11 protein-coding genes are annotated in these 15,044 nt (G+C 48.9%); 7 read left to right on the top strand and 4 right to left on the bottom strand.

Annotation, left to right across the window (positions count from 1 at the left end):
* The first annotated feature begins 92 nt into the window (after nucleotides 1-92).
* From mnmD to DXT99_RS17850, 5 genes are all read left to right on the top strand, one after another.
* Nucleotides 93-773, top strand: a complete 681-nt coding sequence (gene mnmD / locus DXT99_RS17870; protein WP_115566942.1) for a tRNA (5-methylaminomethyl-2-thiouridine)(34)-methyltransferase MnmD — start codon at nucleotides 93-95, stop codon at nucleotides 771-773.
* Between the two features lie 164 nt (nucleotides 774-937).
* Nucleotides 938-1,432 carry a glutathione peroxidase gene (locus DXT99_RS17865; protein ID WP_115566941.1) on the top strand — a complete coding sequence of 165 codons (495 nt, stop codon included), beginning with the start codon at nucleotides 938-940 and terminating at the stop codon, nucleotides 1,430-1,432.
* 282 nt (nucleotides 1,433-1,714) lie between these two features.
* Nucleotides 1,715-2,020, top strand: coding sequence for a hypothetical protein (locus DXT99_RS17860; protein ID WP_115566940.1), 306 nt, complete (start codon nucleotides 1,715-1,717; stop codon nucleotides 2,018-2,020).
* Between the two features lie 250 nt (nucleotides 2,021-2,270).
* Nucleotides 2,271-3,278, top strand: a complete 1,008-nt coding sequence (locus DXT99_RS17855) for an aldo/keto reductase (protein WP_115566939.1) — start codon at nucleotides 2,271-2,273, stop codon at nucleotides 3,276-3,278.
* Nucleotides 3,279-3,538: 260 nt separating this feature from the next.
* Nucleotides 3,539-4,621: an endonuclease/exonuclease/phosphatase family protein gene (locus DXT99_RS17850; protein WP_115566938.1), complete on the top strand. Its 1,083-nt coding sequence runs from the start codon at nucleotides 3,539-3,541 to the stop codon at nucleotides 4,619-4,621.
* Between the two features lie 3 nt (nucleotides 4,622-4,624).
* Here the strand turns inward: DXT99_RS17850 and DXT99_RS17845 are convergent, their stop codons facing one another.
* Complete coding sequence (locus DXT99_RS17845; protein ID WP_115566937.1) at nucleotides 4,625-5,203, bottom strand: 5-formyltetrahydrofolate cyclo-ligase; 579 nt, start codon at nucleotides 5,201-5,203, stop codon at nucleotides 4,625-4,627.
* Nucleotides 5,203-6,765 carry a bacillithiol biosynthesis cysteine-adding enzyme BshC gene (gene bshC, locus DXT99_RS17840; protein ID WP_246000815.1) on the bottom strand — a complete coding sequence of 521 codons (1,563 nt, stop codon included), beginning with the start codon at nucleotides 6,763-6,765 and terminating at the stop codon, nucleotides 5,203-5,205. The genes DXT99_RS17845 and bshC overlap by 1 nt, the downstream gene beginning before the upstream one ends.
* Nucleotides 6,766-7,102: 337 nt before the next feature.
* Between bshC and DXT99_RS17830 the strand changes: the two genes are divergently transcribed.
* Together DXT99_RS17830 and DXT99_RS17825 are read left to right on the top strand one after the other, a co-directional pair.
* Nucleotides 7,103-7,483: a PH domain-containing protein gene (locus tag DXT99_RS17830; RefSeq protein ID WP_181885162.1), complete on the top strand. Its 381-nt coding sequence runs from the start codon at nucleotides 7,103-7,105 to the stop codon at nucleotides 7,481-7,483.
* Between the two features lie 105 nt (nucleotides 7,484-7,588).
* Nucleotides 7,589-7,942, top strand: a complete 354-nt coding sequence (locus tag DXT99_RS17825; protein WP_115566935.1) for an endonuclease domain-containing protein — start codon at nucleotides 7,589-7,591, stop codon at nucleotides 7,940-7,942.
* 240 nt (nucleotides 7,943-8,182) lie between these two features.
* Here DXT99_RS17825 and rimO read toward each other — a convergent pair whose 3' ends face one another.
* Together rimO and DXT99_RS17815 are read right to left on the bottom strand one after the other, a co-directional pair.
* A complete protein-coding gene (gene rimO / locus DXT99_RS17820; protein WP_115566934.1) occupies nucleotides 8,183-9,511 on the bottom strand; it encodes a 30S ribosomal protein S12 methylthiotransferase RimO in 1,329 nt (442 codons plus the stop codon).
* A 168-nt stretch (nucleotides 9,512-9,679) separates the two neighbouring features.
* On the bottom strand, nucleotides 9,680-14,995 hold the full coding sequence (locus DXT99_RS17815) for an SBBP repeat-containing protein (protein ID WP_181885161.1): 5,316 nt from the start codon (nucleotides 14,993-14,995) through the stop codon (nucleotides 9,680-9,682).
* Nucleotides 14,996-15,044: the final 49 nt, after the last annotated feature.

Genomic DNA, 15,044 nt, shown 5'->3' with positions numbered 1-15,044 from the left:
ATATTCACACTGCCGCAGTAGTAACATGACCTGTTCATGAGGGTAAGAATTAGATTCGACACCTAATCTTACTGCTACTGCGGTTATTTCTGTTGCTTCATTACTTTTATAGGACTACCGACGGCTCTAATACCCTTTATGTGCCGGACCTGAATGAGCATTATCATTCGGTGCATGGAGCTTTGCAGGAGTCGCAGCACGTCTTTATCAAGCATGGCCTGGAGCACATACTGGAGCAGAAAAAGGACATCAAAATATTGGAAGTCGGCTTCGGCACAGGTCTTAACGCTATCCTGACTTTTCCGGTTGCGCTGGCTCAGAAAGCCTTTATCCAGTACGACACACTGGAGAAGCACCCGCTCAGTGACGAAGTAGTGAAGGAACTCCATTTTGAGCAGTTTATCCTGAACCCGGAACTGTACGACTATTTTCAGCAGCTGCACGCCTGCCCCTGGGATGAGCCGGTGGATGTTATTCCTTATTTTACGCTCCAGAAGATACACGAATCACTGGAAGAGTTCATCGCTCCAAGCTCTTACTATGATGTAATCTATTTTGATGCCTTTGCCCCCGAGAAGCAGCCGGAGCTGTGGGCTGACGCTATGTTCGAGAAGCTTTACAAGGCTACCCGCCCTGGTGGTGTGCTGGTAACCTACTGCGCCAAAGGTTCCTTTAAGCGCAGCCTGAAAGCCGCAGGGTTTGAGGTAGAGGCATTGCCGGGCCCTCCGGGCAAACGCGAGATGACGCGCGGTGTGAAGCCGGTGGTTATCTAATCAGACTCAAGTCCGGTCCTCCCGCTGCTGCACTACATGCGGCAGCAAAACGCCTTAGTCATGCCCGCAAGAGAGCAGGAAAGCAACCTGCTGGAACGAAGGCCCGGAACCTTACCGGCACATGTTTCGTCTTTTCCCTTTAAAAGACAATCAATACCACACGTATGGCATCAGCATTCTATCAACTATCAGCAACCTCGCTTCAGGGAAAAGAGATACCGATGGAGGAGTATAAAGGCAAAGTAGTATTGGTGGTGAACACAGCCAGCAAGTGCGGTTTTACACCGCAGTACGAAGGCCTGGAGGAACTTTACCGCAAGCACAAAGAGGATGGCTTGGTTATACTTGGTTTCCCCTGCAACCAGTTTGGCAACCAGGAACCGGGCGGGAAGAAGGAAATTGAAGAAGGCTGCCTGATCAACTATGGCGTCAGCTTTCCGATGTTCGATAAAGTTGACGTAAATGGCGACAATACCCATCCGCTGTTCAGGTACCTGAAAGCAGAGTTAGGCGGCATCCTTGGTAACCGTATTAAGTGGAACTTCACAAAGTTTCTCATCGATGCAAACGGCAAACCTGTCAAGCGTTTTGCCCCCATCACCAAACCAGAGAAAATCGCCCCTTACGTGGAGGATCTGTTAGCGGCTACTCCCAAATAGCAGCACATTCAGAATCTCTTAATATAAATTTCAGGAGCAGCATCAAAGCATATTCAGCCTTTATGCTGCTCTTTTTTGCCTACTCCAAATAGCATTTTGCTGCTAATAAACCTCTTCCTTTCTACTGTAGAAGGCAGCAATATATAATGTTGCATATAAACTTTTATATATCAGAAGGAATCTGCGCATTCCTTTATATTCAAACATAAATATATTAGCATGATTGCTCAGAAACGTGTTTATTTACGAAGAGGTAAAGCATATTCAACTAAATAAACATATATGAAAACGCTGCTTAAGAAAATGATCAAAGCATGCCAGCCGAAGTACGAAGTAGTCTTCACGCACTATCATGTTATTCCTGGCCAACCAGTAAATAAGAATGAGTCGAAGCACGCTTTCGGCAGGGGCGAGTCCAGGGAGGCAAAGGAGTTTTATGGCAAGGTGGTTTCTTCGGACTTTACCAGAAGCCTGGCTCCTGTGGAGGTACACCTGCGTAAGATTTACTTAAGAGGCAAAACTGTAGAAAAGGCTCAATTCGGCCCTGTAGAGGACCTCAAGAAATTCAAAATGGTTTATAACAAATAAGCCGCAGCACAAAAACTTTGCAAGCCCCTTCCGGCAAACCGGGAGGGGCTTATTTTTTTGCTTTACCCTATCAAGCCGGCATTAAAGGTGCACAAAGCATTCTTGCATTGTGCACCTGAAAATCAACATATCAGCCCCCTTTTCCGCTACAAGTCCTAACATATTGCTTTGATGGGCGTTTTAACCTAAGTCGGCTTTCTTTATGAGATAGCCCGAAAAGAAATAACGGAATCCATCATACAAAACAAACATGGAATACAGAAAGATTGGAACATCAGACTTAAACGTATCAGTGGTAACGTTTGGCGCCTGGGCTGCAGGAGGCTGGATGTGGGGCGGCACCGAACGCAAAGATGCTGTACAAGCGATCAGAGCTTCTTATGACCTTGGTGTCACCTCTATTGACACGGCCCCTATCTACGGCCAGGGCACCAGCGAGGAAATAGTAGGCGAGGCCATCAAAGACCTGCCCCGTGACAAAGTGCAGATCCTGACGAAGTACGGCATGCGCTGGGACCTGGAGAAGGGTGAGCTTGCCATGAAGAGCAAAGACAATAGCGGCAAAGACATTGACATATACAAGTATGCCGGCCGCGATAGCATTATTAAAGAGTGTGAAGACAGCCTGCGCCGCCTGAAAACCGATTACATAGACCTTTACCAAATCCACTGGCCCGACCCGACCACACCTATTGAGGAGACGATGGAAACAGTGGCACAACTGATAAAAGAAGGCAAGGTACGCTACGCCGGGGTATGTAATTATAATGTAGCGCAAATGCAGGAGGCTGAAAAGTACGTGAAACTGGTATCGAACCAGGTGCCTTACAGCATGGTGAAGCGCAACATTGAAGCAGATGTGGTACCTTACTGCATCGAAAACAACAAATCAGTACTGGCTTACAGTCCACTGGAGCGGGGCCTGCTGACAGGCAAAATGAAGCCCGGCCACCAGTTTAGCGAAGGCGATCACAGGACCAACATTTATTTTTTTCAGGATGAAAACCTGAAGCGCACAAACGAATTTCTGCAAAAGATAAAGCCATTGGCCGACGACAAGAACGCCTCACTGGCCCAACTGGTCATCCGCTGGACTGTGGAGCAACCCGGTATCACCATTGCCCTGGTGGGTGCCCGCAACGCGGAGCAGGCCATACAGAATGCCAAAGCGCTTAGCGTAAAGCTGAGCCAGGACGAGATTCGCTTTATTATGGAAGAATTGAACAAGCTGGAACTGGTGAAGCCTGAGAAGGTGTAAGTAAGCTCTCCATTTGTAGGAAGAAAGGCAGCTGCTTAATCTAGTGGCTGCCTTTCTTTTTGAGTATCTCGCTCCGAGCTAGTCAATATAACATCCTAAACATATTAAACTGGGCTTTCGCTGGGTCAGTTGCCTGCGCAACCTGTTGTATTATCTTTTACTCACTAACTTCGCACCTACAGATTCGTACTGCTACTTTATAAATGAGTACCTTCACTAAATTATTGCACATCTACTGCAGCTTAAACCTTCCCGGATAAATGAAGAAAGCGGCGATCACCATCGTACAAGCCTTAGGAACCTTCGCTATACTTGCCACAGCTTTGCCGCTGCTTCCCATGGAAGAATGGTACGTGCGGGTTTTTGATTTCCCCCGCATGCAGCTTCTCTTTTTAGCTTTGTTCAGCCTGATACTTTACCTGTGGCTGGGCAGTAAGCACCGCAAACGGGACAAATTCCTTCTCACCGGATTGAGCATCGCCATCATTTATCAGGCTATTAACATTTACCCCTATACCGCACTGGCCCCTGTGCAGGTTAAACAGGCAAAGCAGGACAATACACAGCAGGATGAGCTGAGCATTATGGTCTCCAATGTACTTATGACGAATGAGAGCTATGATAAGCTGATTGGTCTTACCCAGGAAAGAAATCCTGATATTCTGCTGCTGCTGGAATCTGATTCGGTATGGCAGCAAGCCCTCCAGCCTACGACACAGCAATACCCTTACCGGGTTGAGATACCGCTAAGTAATACGTATGGCATGCACCTGTACAGCCAGTTGCCTCTGCGCCAGAAAAGGGTAAATTACCTGCTGGAAGAAGGGATTCCTTCCATCAAAACATATGTAGAACTCCGGAACGGCATGTGGGTAGAGCTGCATGCCGTGCACCCCAAGCCCCCCGTGCCGACCGAAGATCCCAACTCCAGAAAGCGTGATGCTGAGATTGTGATGATTGCCAGTGATATTGCTGATTCAAACTACCCGGTGGTGGTAGCGGGCGATTTTAACGATGTAGCCTGGTCGCAGACAACAGAACTGTTTCAGGAAGTAAGCAGCCTGATGGACCCGCGTATCGGCAGGGGGCTGTTTAGCACGTTCAATGCCAAATACCCGCTGCTGCGCTGGCCCCTCGACCACATCTTCCATTCCGACCATTTTAAACTGGTGCATATAGAGAGGCTGCCTGACATTGACTCCGATCATTTCCCCATCTATATCAGGCTCAGCTTTGCACCGGAAAATGAATACGAGCAGGAAGAGCCAAAGCCAGACGAGGATACACACGAAGAAGCCGTTGAAACCATACAGGAGGGTATTGAAGAGGCGCAGGAAAACTAGTCGCTATGGCTTTTCAGGCCACACAAGTTGTGGCGTCACAACATAATCCAGCGGCACATCAAATTCATTCGCATCGGCTATACTTTCCACTGGCGGCTCCAGAGACAAGCCTATCTTCAGCACATCGGGGCGGCAATCAGCGAGGAAGCGGTCGTAGAAGCCTTTGCCGTAGCCTACGCGGTGGCCGGCTTTGTCGAAGGCCAGCAGGGGCAGCAATACGATATCTACCTCCCGGGCATGTATAATTTGGGCATCCTGCGGCTCTGGTATCCCCCAGGCATTCTCTATCAGCACCGCCTCCTCTGTCAGTTCATGATGCGTCAGCACATGCTGCGCTACATCCGTTACCGGCACGGCCACCCGCACTTCCGGATGATTCATCCGCAGGCGCTCGATTATAAGCCAAGTGTTTACCTCCTTGTTTTTGAGGATGGGCAGAAACACATGCACTGTTTGCCCCGCCTGCAGCGGGAAATGCTGAAAGAACATGTCTGCAATTTGTTGGCTGCGCAGTTGCAGCTCCTCCGGCGGCAGTGTCCGCCGCTTTTGCAGCATCTGTTTGCGTAGCTCCGCCTTCTGCATTACTCCTCCTCCAGTATCGTGAACTTGAATTCGAATGGGTCGAAAGCATCCACGAGGGCAGGTATAAATTCTGGATTGTTGGTTTTGTAGGTGAGCAGGTTGTCGTGGCGCTCCTGCAGCGTGCCATTCGGAAACAGCTTATCTTTCAGGTTTTCCAGCTGCTTGAATGTTTGCTCATGCTTGCTGTCGCGGGCCTTGGATATTTTCTTCTCCAGCATTTGCAGCGCGTTGTAGGCTTTCTGTGCTTCGGCGCCCACTGCTTTTACCAGTGTCGGGTCAATGTCTTTCGCCAGCTCTTCTACTGCTGCAAAGGCGGCGGCCACGGTATCGCGCTGCGCCTCCAGGTTTATCTCCTCCTCATGCAGCTGGTCCGACAAGTGTTTTTTCAGCTCTGGAAAGCTCATGAACATATCCTCCGGCTGCAGGCCCAGTTTGTGCATGCGGCTGGCATTGCCACGCGTAATATACAGCGCTGAGTTGCGCAGCATCAGCACCGGGAAAGCAACCTTGTAGGCTTCGAACAGCCGCTTCAGCTGGAACCAATAGGCTACCTCTGCCCCACCGCCAATGTACGCGAGGTTCGGAAGCACGAGCTCTTCATATAGCGGACGCAGGATCACGTTCGGGCTGAACCGCTCCGGGTGCTCCTTTGCCTCCTGCAGAACTTCTTCCTGGCTAAAGCTGATGTCGGTGTTCAGCACTTTATACTTCTCATCCTCCAGCACAATGCGCTCACGCAATCCATCCTTCAGGTAAAACAGGTTGATGTCGCGGGAGTATACCTGCTGCTTATAGTTCAGCTCCTCCAGTTGTGCGTTCACCTCTTCCACCAGTTTGTTAGAACTTTGCTCCGTCAGCTCTTTTTCCACCACTGGCGTCAGCGCCTGTTTTAATCCTTCATGGTCGCCATCTATACTTACCAGCCCGTACTCCCCGAACAAATCATGTGTGATGGCACGGGTAGCATCCGCCAGGTTTTTGCTCTTGCGGTAGGCTTCCTCAAAAACCGGATAAGGCTCTGGCAACTCCTCCATCAGCTTATCCAAGCCTTCTGTCGAGAACCTGCCTACAGCGCCGGTTTGCTCCGTCTCCCAAACGTAGTTCTTGCCGAACAAGTTAAAGTGGTTGATTTCGGCAAAGTCGTGGTCCTCGGTTGCCATCCAGTATACCGGCACAAAGTTGTAATCTGGGTACTTCTCCTGCAGTTGTTTACAGGTGTTGATGGCTGTAATGATTTTGTATACAAAATACAAAGGCCCTGTGAAGATGTTCAGCTGGTGCCCAGTGGTAATAGTATACGTATTCGGCTGCTGCAACAGGTCGATGTTTTGCTGCACCTTGGGGTTTATGTCGGCAACGGAGGTGTACTGTTCCTGCAATGCTTGGTATAGTGTCTGGCGCTGTGCCTCGCTGAAGTCCTTTTCCTTTATCTGGGCCTCAAAGGCCTCTGCGGTCGGAAAGCGGTTATAGAAAGCTTGCAGCGGTTCGCTGCGACTAAGATAATCCGATATAGTTTGAGAGAAGGCGCCGGTCGCGGCGTAGTCCACCTTTGTGATCTTCATAGTAGATAGTTCCATCTGCATGTTTGCGTGGGGTATATAGCTCCTTTAACAGATAACCCCGAAATGTGTTGCAGCAGGTTTTCCTTTTGCCAGCCACTGCACAAAGTAACGGCTTTATTTTTTGTTTTGCAGATGTTCCGATAGAAAGCAGGCAGCGGGGCATCAGGGCCGCGATTCAGACGATTGAAGGATGTCCAGGTGTCATTAACACACAGCCGCTTCCTCTCCTGCTCTTAAGTATAAAGCTGAGCTGCGGTGAAAAGCATCGGATGGATTTCATCACAAACTTATCCACAGCTAAACGTACATAAACTGTACAACAGTCAATAAAAAACTTATGGGATTATTAAGCGGCATGATGGGACACGCATCCGAGGTGTCTGTCGAAAAATTAGCGAAAGAATTTCAACCGATTTTGTTAGAGGATGAACGCATTGAGCGGGCTTACAAACTGATTCGGGACATGCTGGTATTCACGAACAAGCGCCTGATTCTGGTGAACAAGCAAGGCCTTACGGGCTCCAAAGCCGACTACCAAAGCATCCCCTACAGCAGCATCAAAACATTTTCTATGGAAAGCGCCGGCATCGGTGACCTGGATGCAGAACTGAAGATATGGCTGACGGGGGAGGACACTCCCACTATCAAACAGGATTTTCGCAAAGGCGACAACATTAACCAGGCGTACCGGGTGCTAAGCAAGTATGTGCTGAAATAGAGGCTGGTTTTGCAAAGCCGGGTCTAACCACCCCTAGCCCCTCCTTGTCTAAGGCGGGGAACTTTATACTCCAGCTGCAGTCTCTGCTTAGCTAGCCTTTTTATCATGCCACTACATAACAGGAAATACCTGAAGGAGAACCGGAGGGCTTTGAGAAATGACGCAACGCCGGCTGAAGGTGAATTGTGGAAATACCTAAAGGATGCACAGCTACGTGGGCGGAAATTCAGAAGACAGCACAGCATCGGCAACTACATTCTGGATTTCTACTGCCCTTCTGAAAAATTAGCGGTAGAGTTGGATGGTCAAGTGCATTTTCATTCCGCAGCAACTGAGGCTGATAAAGAGCGTGATGAAGTATTGCAAAGCTTAGGCATAAGAGTACTCCGCTTCGAGAATTCAGATGTTTTTCAACAGACAGAATCGGTGCTACAGGAAATAGCAGATGCTTTCAATTAAGCTATAGAAATCTCCGCCTAAAGCTCTACAGCGAGGCCTCAGCAATTAGGGCACAAAATAGAAAAGCTAGGCCAAAAGCAGTAGCAATGAAACTTAGCGACTAAACAGCAAACAACAGATTCCCCGCCTTAGACAAGGAGGGGCTAGGGGTGGTTGGAACCGGCTCTGCGAAATAAGAAGCCCTGCAAATATTTCTTGCAGGGCTTCTTCTGGTTTGGTTAAAAGTCTTATATCTGAAGATTAATGTACAGCCTCTAACGTAACCACTTCTCCATAAAGGTCGAAGTCAGAGGCATCCGTAATCTTCACATGGGCAAAGTCCCCTAAGCGGACGTAGTTACTGTCGGCAGGTACGAGAACTTCGTTGTCTACTTCCGGGGAGTCATATTGGGTGCGGCCCACAAAATAGCCGCTTTCTTTACGGTCGAAGAGCACTTTGTAGGTCTTGCCGATTTTCTCCTCGTTCAGTTCTACCGAAATACCCTGCTGCAGCTCCATGATGGCGTCGGCACGGTCCTGCTTTACTTCTTCGGGCACGTTGTCTTCCAGAGTAAAGGAGTGCGTGTTGTCCTCGTGTGAGTAGGTAAAGATACCGAGCCTGTCGAATTTTGTTTCTTCAACCCAGTCATACAGTTCCTGGAAATCCTTGTCTGTCTCGCCCGGGTGGCCTGCGATGAGGGTTGTTCTTAAAGCGATATCCGGCACGCGCTGGCGAATGGAATCTACCAGTTCGATGGTGCGGCGCTTGCTGATACCACGGCGCATGGTCTTCAGCATGTTATCGGAGATGTGCTGCAACGGCATGTCCAGGTACTTGCAGATGTTGTCGCGCTCGTTCATCACGTCGAACACCTCCATCGGGAACTGCGACGGGTAGGCATACTGCATGCGTATCCACTCAATGCCTTCTACATCCGACAGGTTGCGGAGCAGGTCAGCCAGCTTGCGCTCGCCGTAGTGCTGCAAGCCATAATAGGTCAGGTCCTGGGCGATCAGCACCAGTTCTTTGGTGCCCATGCTGGCCAGGCGCTTTGCCTCCTTCACCAGGTCCTCAATCGGTCGGTCTACGTGCTTGCCGCGCATCAGCGGAATAGCGCAGAAAGAGCAGGGGCGGTTACAGCCTTCAGCAATTTTGAAGTATGCGAAGTGAGAAGGTGTTGTTAATAAACGCTCCCCAATCAGCTCGTGCTTATAGTCCGCATCCAGCTTCTTGAGCAGTTGTGGTAACTCCAGTGTACCGAAGTAGGCATCTACCTGCGGTATCTCCAGCTCCAGCGACTCTTTGTAGCGCTGCGACAGACAGCCTGTCACGTAAAGCTTATCTATCTGGCCAGCCTCTTTGGCATCGGCATAGCGCAGAATAGTATCGATGGACTCCTGCTTGGCGTTGTCAATAAAGCCGCAGGTATTCACGATGATGATATTGGAATCGTCTTTGTCAGACTCGTGCGCCACATCAAACTCGTTGGCGCGCAACTGCCCCATCAGTACTTCGGAATCCACCACGTTTTTGGAGCACCCCAAGGTGATGACGTTTACTTTATCTTTTTTGAGTGTTCTTACTTTCACTTAAGTATATATTAGCGCGATAATTATCAGTAACTGAAAACCATAGCGGGTCTGTATTAGTTCGATTGGAATAATTTTGCTGCAAAAGTACGACATGTTTGGGTAATAAAAGAACAGCCCGCTGAATAGCAGGCTGTTTTACAAATAATTGAGCTTGACGGAGGCTTCTTATTCTACGACCACCCGTTTCGTCACAACGCCATCATCTAAGATCAGCTGCAGCAAGTAAACGCCCCTCGCCTTGTTTTTTAAGCTGACGACCTGCTTAAATTCCCCGGATAGCTTAGGATACTGCTGCTCATATACCTTTTGTCCCTTTGCGTCGAACAGGCGCAGGCTCAGGGCTGTTCCCTTAGATAAAGGCAAGGCTACGTTTAAATCTGATTGGGTAGGGTTTGGATAAACGACAAGCTTAGCGGCTAACTTGCTTTCCGGGAGGCCGGTGCAGGTGGTAACAGTAATAGCTTGTGTCGTTGACACCGTACAGCCACCGTCAAAGTTATAGGTATACGTAATGAGGTGCGTACCAGCTCCTGCCACAGTTGCATCGAACCAGACACTGTCTACACCCACGCCACTGAACATGCCGCCCATAGGCTGGCCTTCCAAGAGATTAAAATCACGTACCGTACTGCATACTTCACCGTAAGGCGCCAGGGTAAGTATAGGCTCCGGTGTAACCGTAATTGTTTTGGTGGCGGAGGCAAGGCAGCTGTTTTGCGGAAAGCTATAGGTAAGCGTATGCACACCTACACCAGCAGCAGAAGGAACAAATTCTCCATTAGCCGCCACTCCCACACCAGACCACTCTCCACCGGCAGGGCTATAACCTCTTAAAGCAAAGCTTGGAGCACCTACACAAACAGTCTCATCTGGACCAGCTTTAGCCGTTGCAGCAGATGTTATGGTGGCTGTTACGGCAGCTCTGGGGCTCTCGCAACCTCCCGCAGTAACGACGGACACATAGTAGGTAGTTGATGAAGAAAGATACGGGGTGACATACTCTCTGCCAATTTCGCCAACAATAGCTGTTCCGCCAACAGCGGCACTGTACCACCGGTAAGTGCTACCTTCAGGTGCCCCATCGGCATATAAAGTTACACTTCCTGCACCGCACCTTGATTCTCCTGTAGTTGCTGGTCCCACTGGAACCCCCGCCTGAACAGCTAACACCTGTGCTGTACTGAAACCACATCCGTTATAAGCAGTTACTGACACTTCACCACTTGTAGCGCCTGTTCTTACCCTGATGCTTTTCGTGCCTTGCCCGGACAGGATCACCCAACCGAAAGGAACCCTCCATTCGTAGCCGGAGGCATGACTAGCCACAGGAACCTGATACGTCACCTCAGCTCCTTCAGTACAGGCCGCTGACGATGCGGTAATAGCCCCTGGTGTATCTGGTTTTGGCCTGATGGTGATGGTAAGAGGAACGCGTTCGCTTTCGCAGCCACTACTGAACAAAAGGGAAACATAAAAGGTGGTGTTCACACTAACAACAGGGGTATAGAATCTTGACTCGGAACCATAAGGGGTATTTTCCCATATCGGCTCCGCACCTGTGGCGGATGCATACCATCGGTACATTGCACCAGAAGGAGCACCGCTTGCGATGAAGACAACGTTGCCCGTTCCACAGAGCGACTTAGCAGTTTCTATGACTGTAGGCGCAAAAACACTGATCGGAGTAACAGACATACTTTTTCTGGCTTCTGTACCGCATACGCCACTAACCACAACCGCAACCTCTCCGGCTGATGCTCCTGCCGTTACGGTTATTCTATTTGTTCCGTGCCCTCCTGTAATAGCCCAATCTGCAGGCACAGACCAGTTATAGGAAGTGATTTGACTACTTGATGAAGCTGTGTAAACAATGCCTGCTGTACCAGGGCATGGATCTGCCCTGCTTGTGCTGCTCAATGCAACAGGCAGAGCCGTTATCTTTATATCCGTGCCGTTATCAGCACCTGTGATGGCAGGGGAAGAGCTAATGACATTTATCCTGTACCCATCCCCGGGAAAAGTACGTGATGGAATTGTGGCTGTAATAGGACTCCCTGTACCGGTTCCGATAATTTGTGCATTTTGAAAAGACCCTTTATCATCTGACAGAATAACAGCATATGTGGTACAGGCGTTATCGCTTTCAGAGGCTGAAAAAGGTACTACTATGCTAAGGCCCGCACACACAGTTTCTCCTACACTTCCCACTCTAATGGTAGGAGGAAGCCCAGCATGTGGTTTAAGTTTTGCCAGGAAGTAATGCTCTTCGCCACTATTTTCTATTGTTTGGCATCCGAACTTAATTGGATCATGGAAACCACTCCTGTCAAAGCTGCCAACTATAAAGATATTCTGCTCGTTGTCAACACTTATTCCTCTACTTATTAAATCACCCCTCCTTTTTGTTGTCGCATTTTCAGCCCAGATAACATTTCCATTTACATCATATTTCACTACAAAAATCCCATGATCAGTCACCTGTGTATCAGTATTTCCGATTACGAACTGCTTTGTTCCAAAAGTAGCTGAATAGTTAAAGGCACCTGTTACATAGAGAAAGTCGTCAGCGTCAATAGTGAAACCCGTTGCAGCAGTAAAACTGCCTCCTGTTTCCATTACCCACTGAAAGCTCCCATTGGTATCATATTTAGCTAAAAAGACATTAAATCCTGCAATTGCTGCTGAAAGTGGTGGTCCAGCCTCAAATTTCGTGAACCGGTCAAAGTGCCCTAGTAAATAGACATTCTTATTTTTGTCTACAGCTACCTGGCTGCTTCTGGTATAGCTGTAGTCCTCATTGTTATAGTTTACCAGCTTTGCCCACTGAAACTGCCCATCTGACAGATACTTAGCGATAAAAGTATTAGGTACTCCTTTACTGTTTGTCAAGACAAAGGAGTTAAACTCCAAAGTGCCTATAGATATAGAACTTGTCAGGTATACATCTCCTTCGGCATCTGTAGCGATATCAAGCTCATAGTTTTTGGCACCTGAGCCTTTGATGGACTTACCCCAAACAGCTGTGCCTCCGCTGTCATATTTCACGATAAACAATTCATTCGTATCACCACCTGATAAAGAGATGGCATTGAAAGTAGCGGTGCCTCTATAAGCCCCTGAGATGTAAAGCTCTCCAACAGAAGAAACTGCTATAGTTGAAACAGAGTAATCCAAACCGCGGGTCTGTGTCACCCATGCTACATCACCTTCCCCACTGTATTTGGCTACAAAAAAGTTTGCGCCATTACTTGCCGTTAGTGTCTGTTCACCTATTCTGATAGATAAACCAAAGGAGCCCACGACATAAACGTTACCGTTGGCATCCACTGCCATGTCTGCCAGAAAAGTACCATCCATCTGCTTCACCCACAACACCTGGCCTTCACTGTTATACTTCGCTAGAAAAATTCGCCCGCTACCAGTACCATCTGTGAGTGTGGTTGAGCCCAGCTTTATACTCGTTGTGAATTCGCCCGCTACATAGACGTTTCCCTTATCATCAGCTGCAGTTACTTTAGCTGATGAACGGCCCGCGTTTGCTTCATACATGACGGATGACCAAGTAAAAGCACTTCCCAAGGGAGGCACTGGGTCTACCCTAACAGTAACAGAAGCTGTACTGCTACACCCATTCCTGGTGCCTGTTACGGTATAGGTGGTGGTGGTTTGAGGCGTAGCGACAGGGTTAGCGGTACTTGCATTACTCAAGCCCGTTGCCGGTGACCAGGCATAGGTGTCAGCTCCTGTTGCATAAAGCGTAGTTGATGAACCTGCAGCTATTGTTTTTGATGCAACGGAAGCTGTAACAACAGGAGGCTTATTGATGGTTACTGTTCCATTTACTGCCCCGGTTACCCCAGGAGAAGAAGCGATCACTCTTATTTTATAGCCTGTACCTAATGCGAATTCAGCAGGAATGGTAGCAGTGACAGGGCTTGTTTTGCTGCTACCTATTCCTGTTGGGTATGCAAAGGAGCCCCAATAGTCAGAAAGTTGAACAGTAAAAACGTTGTCTGCTCCAAAGCGCCCTGTTGTTGAGAAGGGAATTTCTACGGATGCGCCCCTACATACAATGTTGCTGTTCAGGGAGCCAGGAGTTATGGTAGGAGCAGGCTCCTGATTATAGCTAATGGAGTTCAGCTTCCCAACTACTATACCTTCTGAAAGCGTGGTAGCGCCGAAGGTGGCTGGCCCGCTAAAGTCACCGGTAAAATATATCCCGCCGTTGGCGTTTACGTCCAGGCCCTTCGCTACATCCATTCCGGCACCTCCGGCTTGCATGGTCCCGGTTACAGTACCATTGGCATCGTATTTAGCGAAAAACATGTCGTAGCTGCCGTATGAAATTAACGTTGCATTGCCGAAAGTGGCAGAACCTTCAAAATAGCCGGTAGTATAGATGTTACCGCTTGCATCCAGGTCTATCGCGGTACCAGCCGCATCCCCGGAAGCTTGCTGCTTTCTCACCCACATGAAGCCACCAGCGGCACTGTACTTCGCCAGAAAAACATTTTTGGCACTGTTACCTGTAACAGTAGCAGAGCCAAATGCCGCCGTGGTGCCCTGAAAGAATCCGGTAATATAGCTGTTGCCGTTGTCATCCACTACGATGCCTGTGGCTGCATCGCTGCCTGCGCCTCCTGCCTGCTTTGCCCACAGCGCATTTCCGGAAGCATCGTATTTGGCAATAAAAACCTCTCCAGAAGTTATAATCGAGTCATCTTTATAAAGCGTAGTGGAGCCAAAAGTGGCTGTCAGCCAGAACTGGCCTGTCAGGTATAAATTGCCGCTGTTATCGGTGGCGATGTCGTGGGTGAAGCAACTGCCCAAGCCTCCTGCCATTTTCACCCAGGTCAGATTTCCATTAGCGGCATACTTCGCAATAAAAACCTGTTCATCTCTTGTGGCGGTGATGGTGGTAGCGCCGAAGGTTGCCGATGAAAAGAAGTTACCTGTCACATAGACATTGCCACTCCCATCAACCGTGATGTTCTCTCCCCTTACATCATCAACTTCCGTGCTGTTCGCCTGCTTTGCCCACACCACGTTGCCAGTTGCATCAAACTTCGCTACAAAAGCAGCTCTATCATCCGGGCTGGTCAGTGTAAAGGCACCTACAGTGGCGGTTCCTTTAAAATTACCCGTTACATAAATATTCCCGCTGCCATCAACGGCCATATCCATGGTTTCGACAACAGAAGTTCCTTTTATCTGCTTCGCCCACACGAGTTGGCCATCGTTGCTGTACTTTACAAGAAAAGTATTTCCATCCGGACCGCCCGTTAATGTGGTGGTGCCAAAGGTAACAGATCGGGCATAGTTTCCGGTTACGTAGCTGTTGCCGCTGGCATCTGTGGCGATGCGGCTGCTTTCGCTGTAATCCAGCCCTCCGGCGTCTTTCACCCATTGCCAATCCTGGCTCAAGGCAGGCAACGAAACTGAAAAAAAGATAAGAAGCAGAACGAGTAGTTGTTTTATCATATAAGTTTGCTTGGTAAAGAGTAGCATGCAAGGATTGCCCCGGCAGCTA

This window comes from Pontibacter diazotrophicus (assembly GCF_003367245.1).
Lineage (GTDB): Bacteria > Bacteroidota > Bacteroidia > Cytophagales > Hymenobacteraceae > Pontibacter > Pontibacter diazotrophicus.
The sequence above is the reverse complement of the archived record's forward strand: the minus strand, read 5'-3'. Positions and strand labels throughout refer to the sequence as shown.